Raw genomic sequence first — 16,803 nt, 5'->3', positions numbered from 1 at the left:
TTATTCTCCAACGTTACATGCTTGTGGCGCAGCTTCAGCGTACACGTTTTTAAACGCATCACTTGTTACAAGTGCGCGCATACTGGCTTTAATGGATCCGGTATTTTCTAATGCATCGCGAATACTAAGAAAGCTCGCGCTTTCGCTTTCGTTTGCATCGCGGCCCATGGCAAAGCGGAATAATTGGCGGCTAGCGCAGTGATTAAATGCTCGGCTGTGGGGTAGTGCTTGCGCAAATTCGACAACACTGTCGTAGTCATCTGCAATATCCACGTCCATATATAAACCGCCGAACAAATTCGCTTTATCGAATTTTTTACCGTAGTCGTCATATAAATCGAACATGCGGCCGATGGGGTCGACGACTTGGTGGCAGCCTTTACAAGCAGGGTGGGTTCCTCGGTCCGCGATCTCGCCGGCTAAATTGACCGATTGCTCTGCTGGCGGTGGCGGCGGCATTTGCTCGCAGAATAAACGCTCGAACACGATCTTGCCGCGGAAGATGGTATTCACGTCTCGGCCGTGTTTGCCGTTGGCGGTTAAGAAGTTGGCGTGCGTTAAAATTCCTAGGCGGCTAGCGCCTGCAGGGAAATCGTAACGCGCCCAATCGGTAACGGGTGCCGGCACGCCATAGTGTTCGGCAAGTGTGCTGTTAATAAAGCTGTAATCGGCGGTAAACAATTCTGAAATTGGTAGATCGTTATCAATAATATGCTCAACCATGCGACGGGTTTCTTCATGCATGGAAGCTTCCGTGGATAAGCCGCCTAAGCTGTCACAGCGCACACCATCGCAACTGCACCAACTGGTGTTACTGGCGCTATTTTTACAATCATAACTCTGCGCGAGCCCTTCAAACTGCGTTTGGCACTGAGCAGTTGAATTGCATTGGTCACCTTGTATTGGGCTGGGGATAATACTTGCGCTTTCAGGTGTGATCACAGGCATACCTAACCACTCAGCAAAAAACTGCCAAACAGTTTCTTTATATGCAGCATCTGACATTAGCCGGTCTGCATGGGCAGCAATTTTATTATCGTCCTGCACAATGTCGGTATGGTCGTTTACGAGTGCTTGATCTGGCGCTGTGTTAATTAGCAAGTAAGACATGCGATTAATAAATTCACGCGCTGTGAGTTTTTGTGCGCCGCTTGCGGTTTTATTCACGCCGTTTTCCATTTGGTAAACCGCGCGGTCATCAATTAACGCAAAAGCAATACCCGCCGCTAATGCTTGTTCTACCGAGGCGCCTCGGCTTGCGGCGCCCTGTATTACAGCGGCAACCGCCGTTGCATCGGCATCGCTTAGGCTGCCTTCTCGCCACAAGTACGCTAGGGCATTGCTCAAATGCTGGTTAATGCACTGTTTGGCGTTTGTATTCCAATTGCATTGGCCGGCAAACTGCTGGGCGAGCGATGCTGACAAGGGATGGCTTGAATTGACTAAAGTGACAAAATCAGCGGTTTTGTCAGAGGCATTATTAGTAAAGATTTTAAATGGACCAAAATTGTCCGCCAAGAAAGTGGTTGCAGGTAAAGTATTTACCGCAAATGCTTTTTTAACCGTGTTGGTGTATTCCATCTCAGTTAAGCGCATTTGTGGCGAAGCCACGGCACCGGAGGGCAGGCTAAAGTTGCCGGCGCAACCGGTGGCACCAACGCGAGTACCCGTTAGTGTATTGGGGCAGTTATCAATCACATCGGCAATGCCGTCAGCATCGGCATCAGCATTTTTGGCGGTCATGCCGCAGCCCGCAAGCGCGCCGGCCGCGTCTACGCTCGCCACTTCACTGGCGGGAGTATTAGGGCAAATATCGGTGGGGGCTAACACGCCGTCGCCATCGAGGTCGCGTTGGGCGTCGGAGCAACCTTCTGCATTTACGCTGGCGTTTGGCGCTGTGCCGGCGCAGCCTTTGCCTTCGTTGCTATCAATAACACCATCGTTGTCGGCATCATTATTAATAATACCGAATACGCGAATGGCCACTACGCTGCCATTATTGGTGGTGCCAGCAAATTGAATATCGAGCGTGTTATCGGTGACGCTAATATCTTTAAGCGTTTCGACTTTGGCCACGTTTTTGCCGCCGGCTTTCGCGAAAATATCATAGCCCGAAAGCACTTTTTGGCCTTCGATGTGAATGTCCATTAAGCGGCTGCCTGGCTCGGTGAAATACACTTCGGCAAAGTGCAGCTCTACATCGTAGCGGCCGTTGGCAAGTGGAATGTTGTAGTTTAAAGGCTTGCCCCAACGCTCTTTGCGGTACAACGTATCGTCTTCAGTATTGGCAACTTCATGAGTTGGTGCGCCCATCGATGCGCCCAGCGAGCCATCGTAGTATTTCGCATCGTCGGCGATAAACAGTGTGCCGTCTTGAGCGGTATAGGCCTCGCCACCGGCGTTGATAGCAAACACGGTACTTTTTGTGGCTGTGATGTTGGTGCAGCCTAGGTGGTTAATGCTGCTCAGCTCTTCTTTGGGCGTATTGAGGCATTGGTCGTTCGCGCCGGTAATGCCGTCGCCGTCGCTGTCGGTTTCATCCACAAAAGGCGCAAATGCTTGGGTAATGTAGGTGGCAACATCGGTCGCACAGCTGCTGCCATTAAGGTCTGTACACTTGCCTGGTTGCGGCATGGCGCTGGCAACGTAACCCGCCAACGAAGCCACATCGCGGCACGCATCGGGTGCAATCTTGCAGTCACCGACAAGTACTGAAGGGAACACCCCTGAAACACCGCTACCGTCGTCTTGGTGGCAGGCCGCGCACTGTGCGTCGTAGACTTCTTGCCCGCGCAAAAAGGCTTCCGATACTGGTGTGGCACTGCTTGAGCTGGCTTGGGCGGCACTCGAAATAGCCGCCAATGATGAAGACGCTGGCACGGAAGCAACACTCGAAGGCGCCATGCCCATACTCGAAGTGGCTTCACTGGAACTGATGACGGTTTCTCCGGTGCAGGCGGCCAAAAAGCTCAAGGTACTTAGCCCTAGCCATTTAAAGCCCGCGGCCCTAATAATTGTAAATGGGTGGGTTTTCATTGGAGTGCCCTTTTAAGTTTGCGATTTGTTTATTGTTGTTTTTGGGGATGAAGCTAACGCTTGTTGCTTTGATGCAATGCGCGCATTGCACTCGCAACCAAGATATCGACTAACGCGCAAGGGGGGAAGATCTTGAAGTGTGATGTGGTACTGCTTATTCCGATGTGGGAAATTCACCGTATTAGGCGCACCGCGAAAGCCTAGGTATGGCGGGCTTTGCAGCTTGATGTCCCATATGACACCGGCGTCAAAATAGGCGTCCCATTCTTAAAGTGGGACGCCATAAGTTATATATATTGTGTAAAATGCACCATATAAGAATTATATTGATTGAAGACGCTCGGTGAGCATCTTGATGCTTTTGGTATTTGCACGGGGGTAAACCACCTTTAAGATGCACGAATATGTTTTAAGTAAATGCATTATCGCCACTGTAATTTGTTCGGCGTATGGGGTTGGTGCGCCTTTGTTGGGGCCTTGGTGAGTTGCTGTGTTAGCTTGAGAAAGGCAGTGGACTACGGCTGGGGTTAGGACCAGCACGATGCCTAGGCGTTGGCATTGGGCTTGATCAAATACGTGCATTAGCTCTGGCAAGCGCACTTCTTTTAGCTGTAAATGCAGCAAGCTGACGGTTGGCTGCGTTATCCATATTTGGGCTTGTTGCGTGGTCAAGGCAATGTGCCCAAAACTTCGGACTAACCCTTGGTGCGCCACGGCTGCCAACTGTGATTCTATCTCTTTAATATTGTTAATGCGGTCGGCGGCCAAAAACATAATATCAATATGCTTACAGGCAAGTAATTCGCATTGCCTTGTAGCTACATCTCGAATGTAGTTGCGGAGGCCGCGGTTAATATCACTTTTAGAAATAAAAATGTGTGTTGCAATAATCCATTGCCCTGCGTTAAACCGCTGCCAAGTGCCAGCTCCTTTCAAGTGGGTGGCAGAGGTGTATAGCTGCGCGGCATCCCAATAATTTATGCCGGCGAGGTCTGCAGCGCCCAGTAGCTCGAAAGAGCGCATGTTGCGCTCGACATTACGGCCCACTTGTACAGCGCCGATATCTAAACCTAAGCGTATGCTTGTTGCCGAGTGACGCAATAATAAAAAACTCGCATTTTCCCCAATCGCTACTGCGTTGTGAGCCGGCGCTGTAATAACCGCTTCCATTGGTGACCCTCGTTATTATTCTTATGGACGCGCTTACTTGGGCTAATAAAACTGGCATTAGGGCGTCTGGGTCTAAGAGCTTACCTGTGTGGAAGGGTGCGCAGGCGTACCAGATTCGGCTGCGCCTAAATTGGCACAAAATTTAGTACTAAAAATAATCGAAATACCCTGTCGGTATTCCTTATTAGAGGTTTCGAGTCACTTCAGTAGTACTTAGCTAGACTGAAGTGATACATCGAGGTGGCAGAAAATTTCGTCATAGTTGGCGGAAATTCCTTGGGTTATACTCTGCCGTAATGTTGCGTGACAATAAAAGTAATAAACATCATGCCTGATATTCGTTTTTCCATGCCAGACCTGTTTTTAATCGTCACGATTATAGAATGCGTGCTCACGTTTTGCTTAGTTGTGATTGCCCGTGCGGTGCCTGCGCCATCACGATTATGCCGCAATGTATTGGGCGCGCTATTTATTGCCATTGCGCTGGATGCTTTGTCTATGTTGCTTATTTGGCACGGCGGCATTCGCCAAGCGCTTGCTGATTTTTCGGGAGTGAGCATTGTAGTGGCAACATTGGCTATGGCCAGCAAAGGGCCGCTGCTGTATTTGTTTATGTGCACTTTAACGCGGCCGAATTACGCGTTACAAAAACACCATTTATGGCACTTGGCTCCGCTGGTTAGTGCGCTAGTATTGGTGGCGATTTACCAGCTAGACACCTCTAAATTGACTCTACCTATAGAAGCTAATGTAGACAATTGGGGCACCTATTACTGGTGGACCATACTCCGCTTAGCGCCAACCATTTATGCCATTTTTGCCTTAATGGCTTTGCACGCAATGGCGGCACTTTACGATTCGCATTACGCTGGCGGCGAATATGGCTACAGCTATTGGATCAAGCTGCTTGCCTTTGGCTTTTTGATTCAATGGTGCATGGCTTTAACAACGCATATTTTAGGGCAGCACTTTCCAAGCGGCATGACTAACATAATGGGTAAGGTCAACGACTTTTTAGGCTTGTTACTTGTTAACGGTTTGTTGGTCTATGCTTTTACATTGATGCGTACGCTGACGCCAATATTAGGCGACGATGCACCCGAGCTTAGCGAGCAAGACAGCCCAATTAATAGCGATAGTGCACAGCCGGTAACAACCACTGATTTGCAAGCTAGTACAGCTTTACCCGACAGCGCCTACAGGCCGAAAGTGCAAAGTGCGCAGGTTAATACTGGCGAGCACGCCGTTCTGGCCGCGATTAGCACGGGTATTTACGAGCGAAAATTGTACTTACACCCAACACTAAATCTCGATAAGTTTGCCAGTGCATTAGAGCTAAGCAGCAAAGAAGTTTCGCGGGTAATAAATACCTACTACCACTGTAGTTTTTCAGAATTCATAAACGCCTACCGCACCTTGGAGGCCGAGCAATTACTGAGTGACCCAGCGCATCAAGATACGCCCGTGGTAGATATTATTCGGTTGTCTGGCTTTAATAGTAAATCGGCGTTTCACCGATTTTTTAAGCGTTTTACTGGGGTTTCCCCCAGCGAATACAGAGCTCGTACTGGAGTTGAGGTGTAATAACCCTGTTCTGCCTCATAACGTTATTTTAAACGCCGCTTACTGAGATAATAGATACCCCATGCAGAGCATTCATTTTTCAATGATCGACATTGTTTTGATCGTGGCCACATTGCAATGTGCTTTGGTATTTGGGTTGGTCGTTATTGCGCGGGCGCTGCCAACGCCAAGCCCTATTTGTAGGCATTTACTGGGTTTGCTGTTTATTGCCATCGGGATGGATGCCGCCGCAATATTACTTGTGTGGCAAGCCGATGTGCGTGCTGCGCTAGCGCCTGTTGCTGGGTTGGTTATTGCCTTTGCCTCCTTTGCTTTTACGGCCAAGGGGCCGCTCTTGCTTTTGTTTGTGCAAACCCTAACTACGCCGCAGTTTCAGCTTCGTCCCGTTCATATATTGCATTTGTCGGCTTTTGCTATGGCCTTGGCTGTTGCGTTTACGAATGGTCTAGATATTGAACGCATTACTTATAGTGTTGAGTCCGACCTTCCTAACCCAGGCACTAATACCTGGTGGACATTAATGCGCTTAGTGCCCTGTATTTATGCACTAGCGGCAATTTATACCTTGCGTAAAGCGCCGGCTGTGTACAGCACGCATTCCACCAATGACCAATACCCTTATCATTATTGGATAAAAGCGCTTGTGTGGGGCTTTTTCGCGCAGTGGAGTTTAAATTTAGGGGTACATATCGCGGGCAACCATATTTCGTTTGAGCTAGCAAATACGCTAGGTATTATTAATGATTTTGCGATATTAGTATGGGTAAATGCGCTGCTGTTTTACAGTTTTAAAGTGATACGTACATTGTCGCCGCTTCAGCAGCATCAAATACAAGTGGCGCCAGCAGAGCCTGCCAAGCCTGTGGCCGATGTGGTGGCAGTAGTGGGTGTCGCTGTGCCAGAAGAACCTGCTTCGGAAGTATTTGTACCGGAAGTGCCCGCGCCCTATGTAATAAAAACCGGCATGCAAAGCCAGCCTTCTTATTTACCCCGCCAGCAAAGGCCTGCCAATAATTTCGAGGAGCATGAAGCATTAGGTATGATCGTTAGCGGCATTGATGATAAACAACTACACCTTCAGCATACGCTCAATGTGGACAAATTTTCCGATGCCGTTGAATTGCCATCACGGGAGGTTTCCCGTTTGATAAACGCCTATTTCGATTGCTCGTTTGCTGAGTTTATTAATGCTTTTCGCACCTACGAAGCCGAGCAGTTATTATCTTGTGCTGACCATGCCGATGCGGCAATTAACGATATTATTGGTCGCGCAGGATTTAATAGTAAGTCGGCTTTCCATCGGTTCTTTAAGCGCTTTACTGGACTTTCGCCCAGTGAATATCGTAAGCATAAGAGCTCCAATAAAGATTAATTCCTTCAATCCCTAATTTGCCAGTTGCATTGTTAATGCAAAGGGTAGAAAACTAAATCTTGCATTTAATTAGATGGCTAACTAATATGTGTGCAAGGTTGGTTGGGCGCTATGGCGTGATAAGTAAATCGGTAGCGACTGGGGCTGCATAAAACTCTCTATTACCGTGGTATAAAAATTATAGTTATGACAAAAGACGAAGAAAATAAAACCAGACCGGCTGATCCGATTTTTGAATTCTTTCGTGATGTGCATATTATCCAGCATTTATCTCAGGCACGAATGGAAAAAGCTTTGCCTGGTGGAATGCTGCAATCTCACTTTGGGGTATTGAGTCATTTGGTGCGTAGTAATGAAAGTAAAAGCCCCGCAACTCTAGCGGATATTTTTCAAGTAAGCCGCCCGAGTATGACCAATACGCTTAATAAGCTTGAGAAAATGCGGTTTGTTAAAATATTGCCAGATGCCAGTGACGGGCGTGCAAAGCGGGTGGTGATCACATCGGCAGGCATCGCTGCGCAACAACAAGCGATACAGGCAATCGCACCGCTATTCGCCGATATTGTAAAAGCGGTAGGTGTTGAGGCTTTTCAAAAGCTATTACCTGAAATGAATAGAATTCGTCAATTTTTAGATGAGCACCGCTAAAGGTTGCCATCAATTCACCTTCACGAGTACGGTAAAACTATGATTTATATCGGTATATTTGTGCTATGTATTATTCTTTCTACGCTAAGCGTTGTGGGAATATTTTTTTCGATTTGTCGTAGGCAGGCGGTATGGTTATTAGCTATTTCCATGCTATGTGCTTGCCTTGTTGTTGCGTGGGTATATTATCCGCGCAGTTACGAGCGAAATTATTTAACCCAGAATACTGCTTCTGATAATAGTTATTTATCTACTCTGGTGCGAAGTAAAGGCTTTGAGTTAGGGGCCGCTGTACGTACTCTTACACAGTTAAATGAACATAATTATTCAAAAATATTTACCTCGGTAACACCCGAAAATTTATTAAAATTAGAAGGTGTGCTTGAGAACATTGATCAGCAAAAATATAATTTTAACTCTGCCGATGCCATGGTTGATCAAGCTTTAAATAAAGGCTTTCGAGTAAGAGGGCATGCACTGGTTTTTGGTAAAGCTTCCGATATGTTTAAGGCTCCAGATTTAGATGCATGGCTAGAGCAGTTTCCTGAGCACAAGCGTGCAAGTATTTTAACGGATTTTATGCTGAAGCATATTGAAATTATGCTAGACCACTATCGTGGCCGTATTCACGAGTGGGATGTGGTGAATGAGGTTCTCGATTTATTTGGTAATGGCGATATAGAAGAGAATGTTTTCTACCGCTATGTGGGGCCAGATTATATTAAGCTTGCGCTAAAGGCTGCTAGGCAAGCAGACCCCACAATAAAAATATACATTAACGAACAATTTAACAATTATACCGATAAGCGTGCCGAATCTTTTTATCAACTTATTAAATCTTTAGTGGATGAAGGCTTGCCATTAGATGGCATCGGCATACAAGGACATAGCCTTTATAACTTAGCGCCTCCGGTAACGCTAAAAGCTTACATGCAACGTTTTGAAGCTTTAGGTTTAACTGTAGAAATAACAGAGCTAGAGGCACGGTTGCGATTATTTAACAGCGCCAAAGACCCTTATCTAGCGCAAGGTGAATATTATCGCGATATTGCGCAGCAATGCTTAGAGGTGGCGGCATGTAAAGGTATTACATTTTGGGGGTACAACGATGCGACCAGCTGGATGGATGACTTGTACTTTTTATTCCCTAAACCTAACCAGCCGTACTTATTAGATCATAATAATCAGGTCAAGCCTGCGGTGGGCTTGTTGTCTGAGTTATTATCTAGCTTTTGAGGTGGCTAGCGTTTTACCTAAATAAATGTAGGTGCTGTATTGCGCATAAAGGTTGATAATAGTATTTTGCAATAAATAGTATTTATGTAAGGTCGTTATGAAAAATAAAAGTATTGTTATTTACCTGCTTGCTACGCTTTTTTTGTTGGGCTGCAATAAGGCTCCTGTATCTTTTGAAATGACGGTCGATAGCGTTAACGAGCTAAAGGGCTTAGTTTTAAAGGGTGTTGCGTTATCGGGTACGGTTGCGGTTGGTTGTATTGCCGAAGGGACTCCGTTTGTGATTTATCGCAACGATAAAAAAGTTCTTGAGCAAACGGCAAGGATATTGTCAGTTTCAAAAGATGGGCATAACAAACCGCCCAATGGCGAGGCGCTCAAGAAGGAATTTGTGACGCTCTATGTGCCGGATGTAGAGGTACAGAAGATTGTAGCTGGCGACGTTATCAAAAGCTCGGTGGTATCGTGCAGAAAAACATCTCTGGCTAAGTTTAAATAGTCTATTGAGTATTACCGACTATTACGTGCTTATCTCAGTTATTCAATAAGACTATTATTGAGTATTAATTATTAAATTAACTTTAGCAATATTGAAATCCTCCTTTTTGCGATATTTTTTTAACTCCGGCCTTGTGCTTTCTTGGCATGCTTACAAAAGTGTGGATTGCATCCTCTTCCTCGTGGTGGTTGCCCGTTTACTAAGTGCTTCTGCAGGTTATGCTTGCGACTCAATAATTTTGTTTGTGCATTTATTGGGCGAAGCGGTCAATACTCCTAACGGTGTTAGCTTCGTTTAATGGCTTTAAAGTCGCTATCACTGTCTTCATGGAGGCAAATAATTATGAAACTACAAAAAACATTACTAGCAAGCGTCGCTCTCGGTTGTGCTTCGGCTTTTTTGGCTCCCGGAGCGAATGCTTGTAACGGGGTGCTTAACAGTGCTACAAACGCTGTTGGTACGCATAACGGTTACTATTACTCTTTCTGGCGGCAGACTAGCCAAAGTAATGTGCAGATCGGCTGTGGCGAGGGCGGTGATTACTCTACAGACTGGAGCAACGTCTTTAACTGGGTAGGCGGTAAGGGCTGGAACCCCGGTGGTCCGCGGATAGTCAGTTATGAGGGTACCTTCCAAGGTAAGAACGCGAATAATCAACGGGGCCAGAATTCATACCTTGCCCTCTATGGGTGGACTCGGGTCCCGACAGAAGTTGAGTATTACGTGGTCGAGAGTTACGGTTCCTACAACCCCGCATCATGTGGCACTGGCAATACCGGTGGTGTTGCTGGCGGTGGCGGTCAAGGCGATGGCCGGAAAGGATCCTATCAGGCCGACGGCGCGACTTACGATATGGTGCAGTGCACACGAACGAACCAACCCTCTATCTCTGGCACATCTACATTTAAGCAGTTTTTCAGCGTGCGCAATCCACCCAAGCCTTGGGGTGAAATCAGCGGCACTATCAATGTGCAGGAGCACTGGGATCAATGGGCGGCAGCTGGCATGCGGCTCGGTAATGATCATGACTACATGGTGCTCGCCACTGAAGGTTACGGCGGCGACGGTCGAAACTCCTCGGGTGACTCAAACTTAAGGATTAGCGAAGGACCTGGTAGTGTACAGAGCTGCGGCGACCAAAATGGAACGCCGGTGTGCTGTTCAATTACAGCGGACCCAAATCGCGATGGCATGGGTGAGCAGGGTGGTAATGCATGCGTGGTTACTCCGGACACCGAGGGTTGGCACCAGCCAAACCCAGACAATGTATTAGCTGCTATTAATGTGGGCGGTAATGGGTTAGATGTTCAAATGGATAACATCTGGTACGAGCCCAATCGATTTGTAACCGGCGCAGAGCCCTATTCGACTACTGATAGCGTAGCTGGCGCTAATAGTTCGGTGATTACTACAGAAGGCTACGGCGAAGACATTACTATTGATATCCCACTGTCAAACCAGTGGGTTTCGGTGGACCTAAGCTTTGCCGAAATGTACCAAACAGAGCTTGGACAACGTGCATTTAGTGTATCGATCGAGGGTGACGAAGTCCTTACCAATGTTGATGTATTTGGCGAAGTTGGCCATGACGTTTTGTGGCAGCCAGGCCCATATGTTGTGCGTGTTACTGATGGAAGTTTAAATATTAGGCTTACATCTACAATTGATAATGCAACCATTAGCGCTGTATTAGTAACCAAAGCCGACGAGCCGGTTGCATCGAGTTCTGCTCCTGTAAGCTCATCGTCTGTTGCTGTATCTTCAAGCTCGGTTGCACCTGTGGTGAGTTCATCGTCGGTAGCGGTTTCTTCGAGTTCAGCAGCGGTGAGTTCTACACCGGCGGCATCGTCTAGCAGCTCTGCAGGTAATAGTGTTGCGTTAGGCAGCTTTAATGGTTGGTTCTTAATGTTATTAGGTTCGCTATTATTGGTATTACGCCGCGTTAGCGTTAAATCATAACGTTGCTGGCAACATAATAATTTAAAGGCTCCTTCGGGAGCCTTTTTTGTTTCAGTGGGTAAGGCTTTACGATTACGCCCTAGTGTAGAAAGGGACTTGTTGTTTCTACCTTATTTTTATTGTTCTTTCGCATCATTTAACGCTTTTGTATTAATGCCGCTAAGCATTGTCGTGATACCCCCTTCAATTTAACCTAGCAATCGTAGTTGATAGTCAAAAAAGTGCGCCAAGGGGCTGCGTAGACTATGATGATTTAACTGCGGTTTCTAGGTTTAATCTCTCGTGTGTAAAGCTTACAAAAATTCGCGCGCTACGCTGTAAAAACTGCAGCTTTGTGTCAAATTTCAACGTGAGCAATGGGCTTGGGCGAAGGTTTATTACTTTGGCTTAAACATTGCTCTGCCTGATGTAATGTTTTTTTATTTATATTTAAATATTTACGCTGCACGTGGGTTGTAGTGTTTGCGAGGTATATCGGGCAATTATGTTGATAAGCACTCCAGCTTTGTGTAGCCAAGGTAACGAGCAATTGCAAGCGCGTTCCAAAACTTTACGTTTAGCGCGCTTGCTCGATAGTAGTATTCGATTACCCGGCGGCTATCGCGTCGGAATTGATGGTGTGGTTGGTTTAATTCCTGGTGTAGGTGATGTCGTTGGCGGGGCGTTATCGTCTTTGATTCTATATAAAGCTTATAGAATGGGGTTGCCTAAACGTGCATTGCTGCTCATGGGGGGGAATATTTTGATAGAGGGCATCTCTAAAAATGCACTTTTTCCGCGATAGCGGCTTACAGGTTTTCGCTCCTGCAAAACCTGTATTCAGTCCATCCATGCACATTAGCTCCGTCCTCGAGTCCTCACAAATTGGAGGATCAATTTGCACAGCTTGCTGCCCGAAGGGTGAAGCGCAAGGATGCGCTGAATGATTTACACCACGTAAACTGCGGCTCTCGGCTTTGGCCTCCTGCGTCGCTCTACCTCCTGAATCCATTCAGTCGTCCGGGCGGTGCTTGACCTCCACGGACGGAGGAAATGCAGAAAGTTGCCGGGAGCAACTTCTGCCCTTGCTCTCACACAAAAATTACTATTTTTAGAGGTGCCCTAGATTCTATTATGGGGTCTATTCCTTTGGTGGGCGATTTATTCGATTTTATGTGGAAATCGAATAGTAAGAATATGAAAATTTTAGATATGTATTATCACAAGAAGACACACTAATTTTGGTAAGTCGATTTTATCTTTCGGGGTTATTATTAAAAACAAGGGGAATTTTATGGATTTTATTAGAGTGTTATTTTCAATTTTATTGCCGCCTGTAGGGGTATTTTTGCAGGTAGGTATAGGCTTACATTTTTGGTTAAATATTGTGTTGACGCTATTGGGGTATATTCCGGGTATTGTGCATGCTATATGGATTATTGCCCGGCGTTAGTGGTTTGGCACATTAAAAAATAGATTTTTTTAATGTGCCAATATTATTATGCTCGGAAATTATTACACCATAAAGGTTAAGGGCGCGAGAAGCAGGGTTAAATGCTGTTATTTTTCACGCAGGCTAAAATGACATTGCCCATATTTTTTTGCCACAGTTTTAGCCGTGAATAATCGCGCTCAAATACCGTAACCTCAAAACCTATGCTTTGTAGTTTAGTGACGACTTGTTCTGTATTAAGTGCAAGCATTGCGTGCTGGTCCTGCCATTGCTCTTTTATCCCCCCGCTTTGTTTCGTAATGGTGATGACTAAGTCGAGTTTGTCGTCGGTTTTTTTGTCGTACCAGCGCGACTGAAAGGAAAAATCGCCTTCGCTATTGTTGAGGTAGTGGGTATAGCCACTATCGTTAGCAATATAGTCTCGGTCCACCATGTCAAAAATAAAAATTCCGCCTGGCTCTAGCGCGTTATAGGTTTGCTGTAATGTTTGCCAAAAATTTTCTGCGGGGTAGTTGTAATGCATGGAGTACAAAAAGCAGGTAATTAAAGACAGCGGCTCAGGGGTGACAAAGCCGCACATATCCTGCAGCGTGAAAGCAGCCGTAGGGCAGCGTTCTTGGGCGAGGCTGAGCATGGGCGCGTTAATATCTAAGCCACTGGCATTATAACCTAGCGATAAAAAGTGCTCGACATGGGGGCCGGTGCCACAGGCTAAATCTAAGCTGCGTACTGGCGTTGTTGTCGCGGATGTGGTCAAGCATTGAAAAAGCCGATGGCTAAAATCGCATTGTTCTTGGTAATCGATATTGCAACACATCAGGTTGTAATAATGCGATAAGTCTGAATACAAGGTGTTGCTCGGCATAGCGGTGCACTCAAAAAAGGTGCGGCATCATAGCGACCTAAGAGGTATTGGTACATAATTTTGATAGCTTATGGCGGGCTTTTTAAGCAGAAGTTATCTGGCATATTTTGTCTGGTTCGTTACTATGTTTGGCTAACAAAAATAACGAGATGCATTGTTAATGAGGGTAATTTTGGTACGTTTTGGTATTCATCTTTTACTGCTTTTTTGGCCGCTTTTTTGCTGTGCGCAAAGTATGCAGGGTAACTCGTTGGCGGGGTTATTATTTTCGCCGGTGAATCAGCCTGCGCTTGCAGGTATTGGCGGGGTGGCTGCGATACTGGAAGATAGCGAGGGGTTTTTATGGCTTGGTGGTGAATCGGGCTTGGCCCGTTTTGATGGTTATCAGCTCAAAGAGTATCGGCACGATGCCGAGCGAGCCGGTTCATTAAGCAACCATTTTATTACTGGGTTATTGCTCGATGCGCAAAAACAATTGTGGGTTGCGACAGGCAAAGGGCTAAATCGGTATAACCCAGTAACGCAAACCTTTACGCACTTTAATACGCAAAGCAGCATTAATTTTATTTACCAAGATTCCAACAGCACCCTTTGGGCGGGTTTTGTTGGGGGTGGGCTTTATCGCTATGTAAGCGCAGAGCAACGCTTTGAGCGGTTTAACTTTGCTGGCGGCGCTAACGAGTACAGTAATGATTCTTTCTTTACCGCCTTTGAAGATAGCAATGGCGATTTGTGGTTGGGTGGCCAGCAAGGTGCACTGCGCGTTAATCGGAACTCCGCTGTTGCTCGGTATTACAGCCGTGTTAATAAAAGTGCTAGCCAGCCCATTAAAGTAATTTACCAAGATAGTAGCGGTGTGCTGTGGTTTGGGAGTACTGCTGGTTTACTGCGCTTTGATCCAACAAGTAAAACACTTGAGAATTACAGCACGGCGGCCAAGCCCGCGCAAGCCTTAGCGCAAGTGGCCATTAGCGCCATTACCGAAGATGCAGATGGCCGCCTATGGTTAGCTAGCGACGGTGCGGGTTTATTTTATAAAGATGTTAAAGCGGAGTACTTTTCTGCTTACGCTCCAGCGGGCCTTGTTAATCGGCATACGCGGGCGCTTTTAAAAAGCCGAGCGGGTGATTTGTGGGTGGGGCATTATCCTGCGGGCCTATCGCGTTTACATCGGTCGTCTATTTTCCAGCATTATGTTCAGGGGCCTGACGGCGAAGGTTTAAGCAATCACGATATTTTGTCTGTAGCGGAAGATACTTTAGGGCAGCTTTGGGTAGGGACTGAGGGCGGCTTAAACCGTATAAATATAAACACCGATGTTATTACGCAGTTAAATACTGCGCCGGGTGTAGCGCCGTTACCTAAGCCGGTTATTGCGCTTGCGAGCAATGCATCTCATGTATTTATGGGCACTTGGCCGGCAGGCCTTAGCCGAGCACCCGTGCAAGAAGCGGCGTTTTCGCCCTACACGGGCGAGCATAATATGGCGGCGCCAGCTTTTATTTTTATCGATTCTAAACTGCGAACATGGGTCGGCTTGCAAGCCGGTTTAGTGTTGTTGGCGGCCGGTGAAAAATGGCCGCTAGGGCGCAAGCTTTCGGCGAAGGCGGCATTGTCTATTGTTGAAACCCGCGATGGGAATTTTTGGCTGGGGGAGTACGGCCGTTTAATGCAGCTGAATGCGAATGGCGAGCTAATAAAGAGCTACCATTTTAGCCCTGACAACCCTGCGGGCTTGCCCGACGCTGCCATTTTGGCGATGCTGGAAGACGCCGAGCAAAACCTGTGGCTGGCAACGCGCGCAGGTGCGGTGCTGTTTAACCCTGCAGCGCAAACCTTTACCCGTTACAGCCAAGCCGATGGCCTGCCCAGCGATTCCGTTAATTGTGTTGTAGAGGAAGACGCACAATGGTTATGGTTTGCCACAGAAGCGGGGCTGGCGAGACTGAACCGCGATACCGGCGTGTTTAATTTGTTTACCCGCAAAGACGGCCTGGCCGGCAACCGTTATAAAAGCAAAACCTGTTTGCGCTTGAGTAACGGTGAATTGGTGTTTGGCAGCACCCAAGGCCTTACGCGCTTTAACCCTAAGCGATTATCCAGCGAACAAACATTCCCCGCTGTAACGCTGACTAGCTTTGAAGTACTAAGCCAAGGCCGGCATTTGAATTGGCCATTACAGCAACCGCTGGCACAAGCGCAAAGTGTCACCTTGCCTTACCCGCATTCGGCCTTTGCGCTAACGTTTTCGGCACTTAACTTTGCCCCGCAAGAACAGCAATATGCCTATTACCTTAAAGGGCTAGAGCAAGACTGGACGTTCGTGGGCACTAGCAACCGCGCCACCTATACCAACTTGCCGCCAGGGCAGTATGTTTTTCGCGTGCAAGCGGCTAGTGCTCAAGGCGCATGGGCAGACGACGGGCGTGAGCTTGTGATTATTATTGGCGCGCCTTGGTGGGGCGCCGGTTGGTTGCGCGGCGTGCTATTGGTTTTATTGTGTGTGCTGGGTTATGGCGCGTGGCGGGTACGCAAAAGCGTGCAAAAGGCACCGGAGCAATTATTGGGGGGGCAAAGCGAAGCCCCAGCGCTAGACCCTAAAAAAGTCGCGCAGGCACTGCCGAAAATTATGGCGGGTATGGAGCAAGATCAGCTATTTCTGGATCATAGCTTAAGCCTAAAATCGTTTGCCCAGCATATTGGCGTAAATGCTCGGGATGTTTCTAAGGTGCTAAACAGCCACATGCATTGCACTTTTCTGGAATTTCTCAGCCGTTACCGAGTAGCAGAAGCAAAGCGTTTGCTGCTGGCCGATAGTAATAACAGTGTGACCGATATTATGCTGAAATCTGGTTTTAATACTAAATCGGCTTTTTACAGGGTCTTTAAAGCCGAGTGCGGTATTACCCCTAGCGAATACCGCGCTGGGGCTGCAAAGCCGCCCCGTTAAGGGGAATACTGCGGCGCGTTGTCTGCTGCTGGCACGGACCACTTTCCCCCTT

Annotated in this window: 13 protein-coding genes; 10 read left to right on the top strand and 3 right to left on the bottom strand. The window is 47.2% G+C overall.

Features of this window, described 5'->3' with window-relative positions; all coding sequences use genetic code 11:
• Complete coding sequence (locus MARGE09_RS20870) at window positions 1-3,036, bottom strand: malectin domain-containing carbohydrate-binding protein (RefSeq protein WP_236985108.1); 3,036 nt, start codon at window positions 3,034-3,036, stop codon at window positions 1-3.
• Between the two features lie 321 nt (window positions 3,037-3,357).
• Window positions 3,358-4,206 carry an aldo/keto reductase gene (locus tag MARGE09_RS20865; RefSeq protein ID WP_236985107.1) on the bottom strand — a complete coding sequence of 283 codons (849 nt, stop codon included), beginning with the start codon at window positions 4,204-4,206 and terminating at the stop codon, window positions 3,358-3,360.
• A 327-nt stretch (window positions 4,207-4,533) separates the two neighbouring features.
• Between MARGE09_RS20865 and MARGE09_RS20860 the strand changes: the two genes are divergently transcribed.
• The 9 genes from MARGE09_RS20860 to MARGE09_RS20825 all read left to right on the top strand — a co-directional run bounded on the left by MARGE09_RS20860 (window position 4,534) and on the right by MARGE09_RS20825 (window position 12,936).
• Complete coding sequence (locus tag MARGE09_RS20860; protein WP_236985106.1) at window positions 4,534-5,790, top strand: AraC family transcriptional regulator; 1,257 nt, start codon at window positions 4,534-4,536, stop codon at window positions 5,788-5,790.
• A gap of 61 nt (window positions 5,791-5,851) precedes the next feature.
• Window positions 5,852-7,162, top strand: coding sequence for a helix-turn-helix domain-containing protein (locus tag MARGE09_RS20855; protein WP_236985105.1), 1,311 nt, complete (start codon window positions 5,852-5,854; stop codon window positions 7,160-7,162).
• Between the two features lie 186 nt (window positions 7,163-7,348).
• The gene (locus MARGE09_RS20850) at window positions 7,349-7,810 is read left to right on the top strand and encodes a MarR family winged helix-turn-helix transcriptional regulator (RefSeq protein WP_236985104.1); all 462 of its coding nucleotides are present in this window, start codon (window positions 7,349-7,351) and stop codon (window positions 7,808-7,810) included.
• Window positions 7,811-7,849: 39 nt separating this feature from the next.
• Window positions 7,850-9,046, top strand: a complete 1,197-nt coding sequence (locus MARGE09_RS20845) for an endo-1,4-beta-xylanase (protein ID WP_236985103.1) — start codon at window positions 7,850-7,852, stop codon at window positions 9,044-9,046.
• Window positions 9,047-9,143: 97 nt separating this feature from the next.
• Entirely contained in the window at window positions 9,144-9,545 is a 402-nt protein-coding gene (locus tag MARGE09_RS20840) for a hypothetical protein (RefSeq protein WP_236985102.1), read from the top strand.
• A gap of 342 nt (window positions 9,546-9,887) precedes the next feature.
• The gene (locus MARGE09_RS20835; protein WP_236985101.1) at window positions 9,888-11,504 is read left to right on the top strand and encodes a glycoside hydrolase family 11 protein; all 1,617 of its coding nucleotides are present in this window, start codon (window positions 9,888-9,890) and stop codon (window positions 11,502-11,504) included.
• A gap of 484 nt (window positions 11,505-11,988) precedes the next feature.
• The gene (locus MARGE09_RS20830; RefSeq protein WP_236985100.1) at window positions 11,989-12,288 is read left to right on the top strand and encodes a DUF4112 domain-containing protein; all 300 of its coding nucleotides are present in this window, start codon (window positions 11,989-11,991) and stop codon (window positions 12,286-12,288) included.
• Between the two features lie 248 nt (window positions 12,289-12,536).
• Window positions 12,537-12,722, top strand: coding sequence for a DUF4112 domain-containing protein (locus MARGE09_RS21790; protein WP_420828077.1), 186 nt, complete (start codon window positions 12,537-12,539; stop codon window positions 12,720-12,722).
• Window positions 12,723-12,777: 55 nt separating this feature from the next.
• Entirely contained in the window at window positions 12,778-12,936 is a 159-nt protein-coding gene (locus tag MARGE09_RS20825) for a YqaE/Pmp3 family membrane protein (RefSeq protein ID WP_236985099.1), read from the top strand.
• Window positions 12,937-13,033: 97 nt separating this feature from the next.
• Here the strand turns inward: MARGE09_RS20825 and MARGE09_RS20820 are convergent, their stop codons facing one another.
• On the bottom strand, window positions 13,034-13,801 hold the full coding sequence (locus tag MARGE09_RS20820; RefSeq protein ID WP_236985098.1) for a class I SAM-dependent DNA methyltransferase: 768 nt from the start codon (window positions 13,799-13,801) through the stop codon (window positions 13,034-13,036).
• A 235-nt stretch (window positions 13,802-14,036) separates the two neighbouring features.
• On the opposite strand from MARGE09_RS20820, the gene MARGE09_RS20815 reads away from it, so the two are divergent.
• Window positions 14,037-16,751, top strand: a complete 2,715-nt coding sequence (locus tag MARGE09_RS20815; protein WP_236985097.1) for a two-component regulator propeller domain-containing protein — start codon at window positions 14,037-14,039, stop codon at window positions 16,749-16,751.
• The last annotated feature ends 52 nt before the right edge of the window (window positions 16,752-16,803 follow it).

Source organism: Marinagarivorans cellulosilyticus, from assembly GCF_021655555.1.
Classification (GTDB): domain Bacteria; phylum Pseudomonadota; class Gammaproteobacteria; order Pseudomonadales; family Cellvibrionaceae; genus Marinagarivorans; species Marinagarivorans cellulosilyticus.
Note: the sequence above shows the minus strand (reverse complement) of the source record. Positions and strands in the feature narration are given on the sequence as shown.

Excerpts from the sequence above, each read along its gene's own strand:
- MARGE09_RS20870 (WP_236985108.1), bottom strand. The coding sequence starts at position 3,036 with ATGAAAACCCACCCATTTACAATTATTAGGGCCGCGGGCTTTAAATGG.
- MARGE09_RS20865 (WP_236985107.1), bottom strand. The coding sequence starts at position 4,206 with ATGGAAGCGGTTATTACAGCGCCGGCTCACAACGCAGTAGCGATTGGG.
- MARGE09_RS20860 (WP_236985106.1), top strand. The coding sequence starts at position 4,534 with ATGCCTGATATTCGTTTTTCCATGCCAGACCTGTTTTTAATCGTCACG.
- MARGE09_RS20855 (WP_236985105.1), top strand. The coding sequence starts at position 5,852 with ATGCAGAGCATTCATTTTTCAATGATCGACATTGTTTTGATCGTGGCC.
- MARGE09_RS20850 (WP_236985104.1), top strand. The coding sequence starts at position 7,349 with ATGACAAAAGACGAAGAAAATAAAACCAGACCGGCTGATCCGATTTTT.
- MARGE09_RS20845 (WP_236985103.1), top strand. The coding sequence starts at position 7,850 with ATGATTTATATCGGTATATTTGTGCTATGTATTATTCTTTCTACGCTA.
- MARGE09_RS20840 (WP_236985102.1), top strand. The coding sequence starts at position 9,144 with ATGAAAAATAAAAGTATTGTTATTTACCTGCTTGCTACGCTTTTTTTG.
- MARGE09_RS20835 (WP_236985101.1), top strand. The coding sequence starts at position 9,888 with ATGAAACTACAAAAAACATTACTAGCAAGCGTCGCTCTCGGTTGTGCT.
- MARGE09_RS20830 (WP_236985100.1), top strand. The coding sequence starts at position 11,989 with ATGTTGATAAGCACTCCAGCTTTGTGTAGCCAAGGTAACGAGCAATTG.
- MARGE09_RS21790 (WP_420828077.1), top strand. The coding sequence starts at position 12,537 with ATGCAGAAAGTTGCCGGGAGCAACTTCTGCCCTTGCTCTCACACAAAA.
- MARGE09_RS20825 (WP_236985099.1), top strand. The coding sequence starts at position 12,778 with ATGGATTTTATTAGAGTGTTATTTTCAATTTTATTGCCGCCTGTAGGG.
- MARGE09_RS20820 (WP_236985098.1), bottom strand. The coding sequence starts at position 13,801 with ATGCCGAGCAACACCTTGTATTCAGACTTATCGCATTATTACAACCTG.
- MARGE09_RS20815 (WP_236985097.1), top strand. The coding sequence starts at position 14,037 with ATGCAGGGTAACTCGTTGGCGGGGTTATTATTTTCGCCGGTGAATCAG.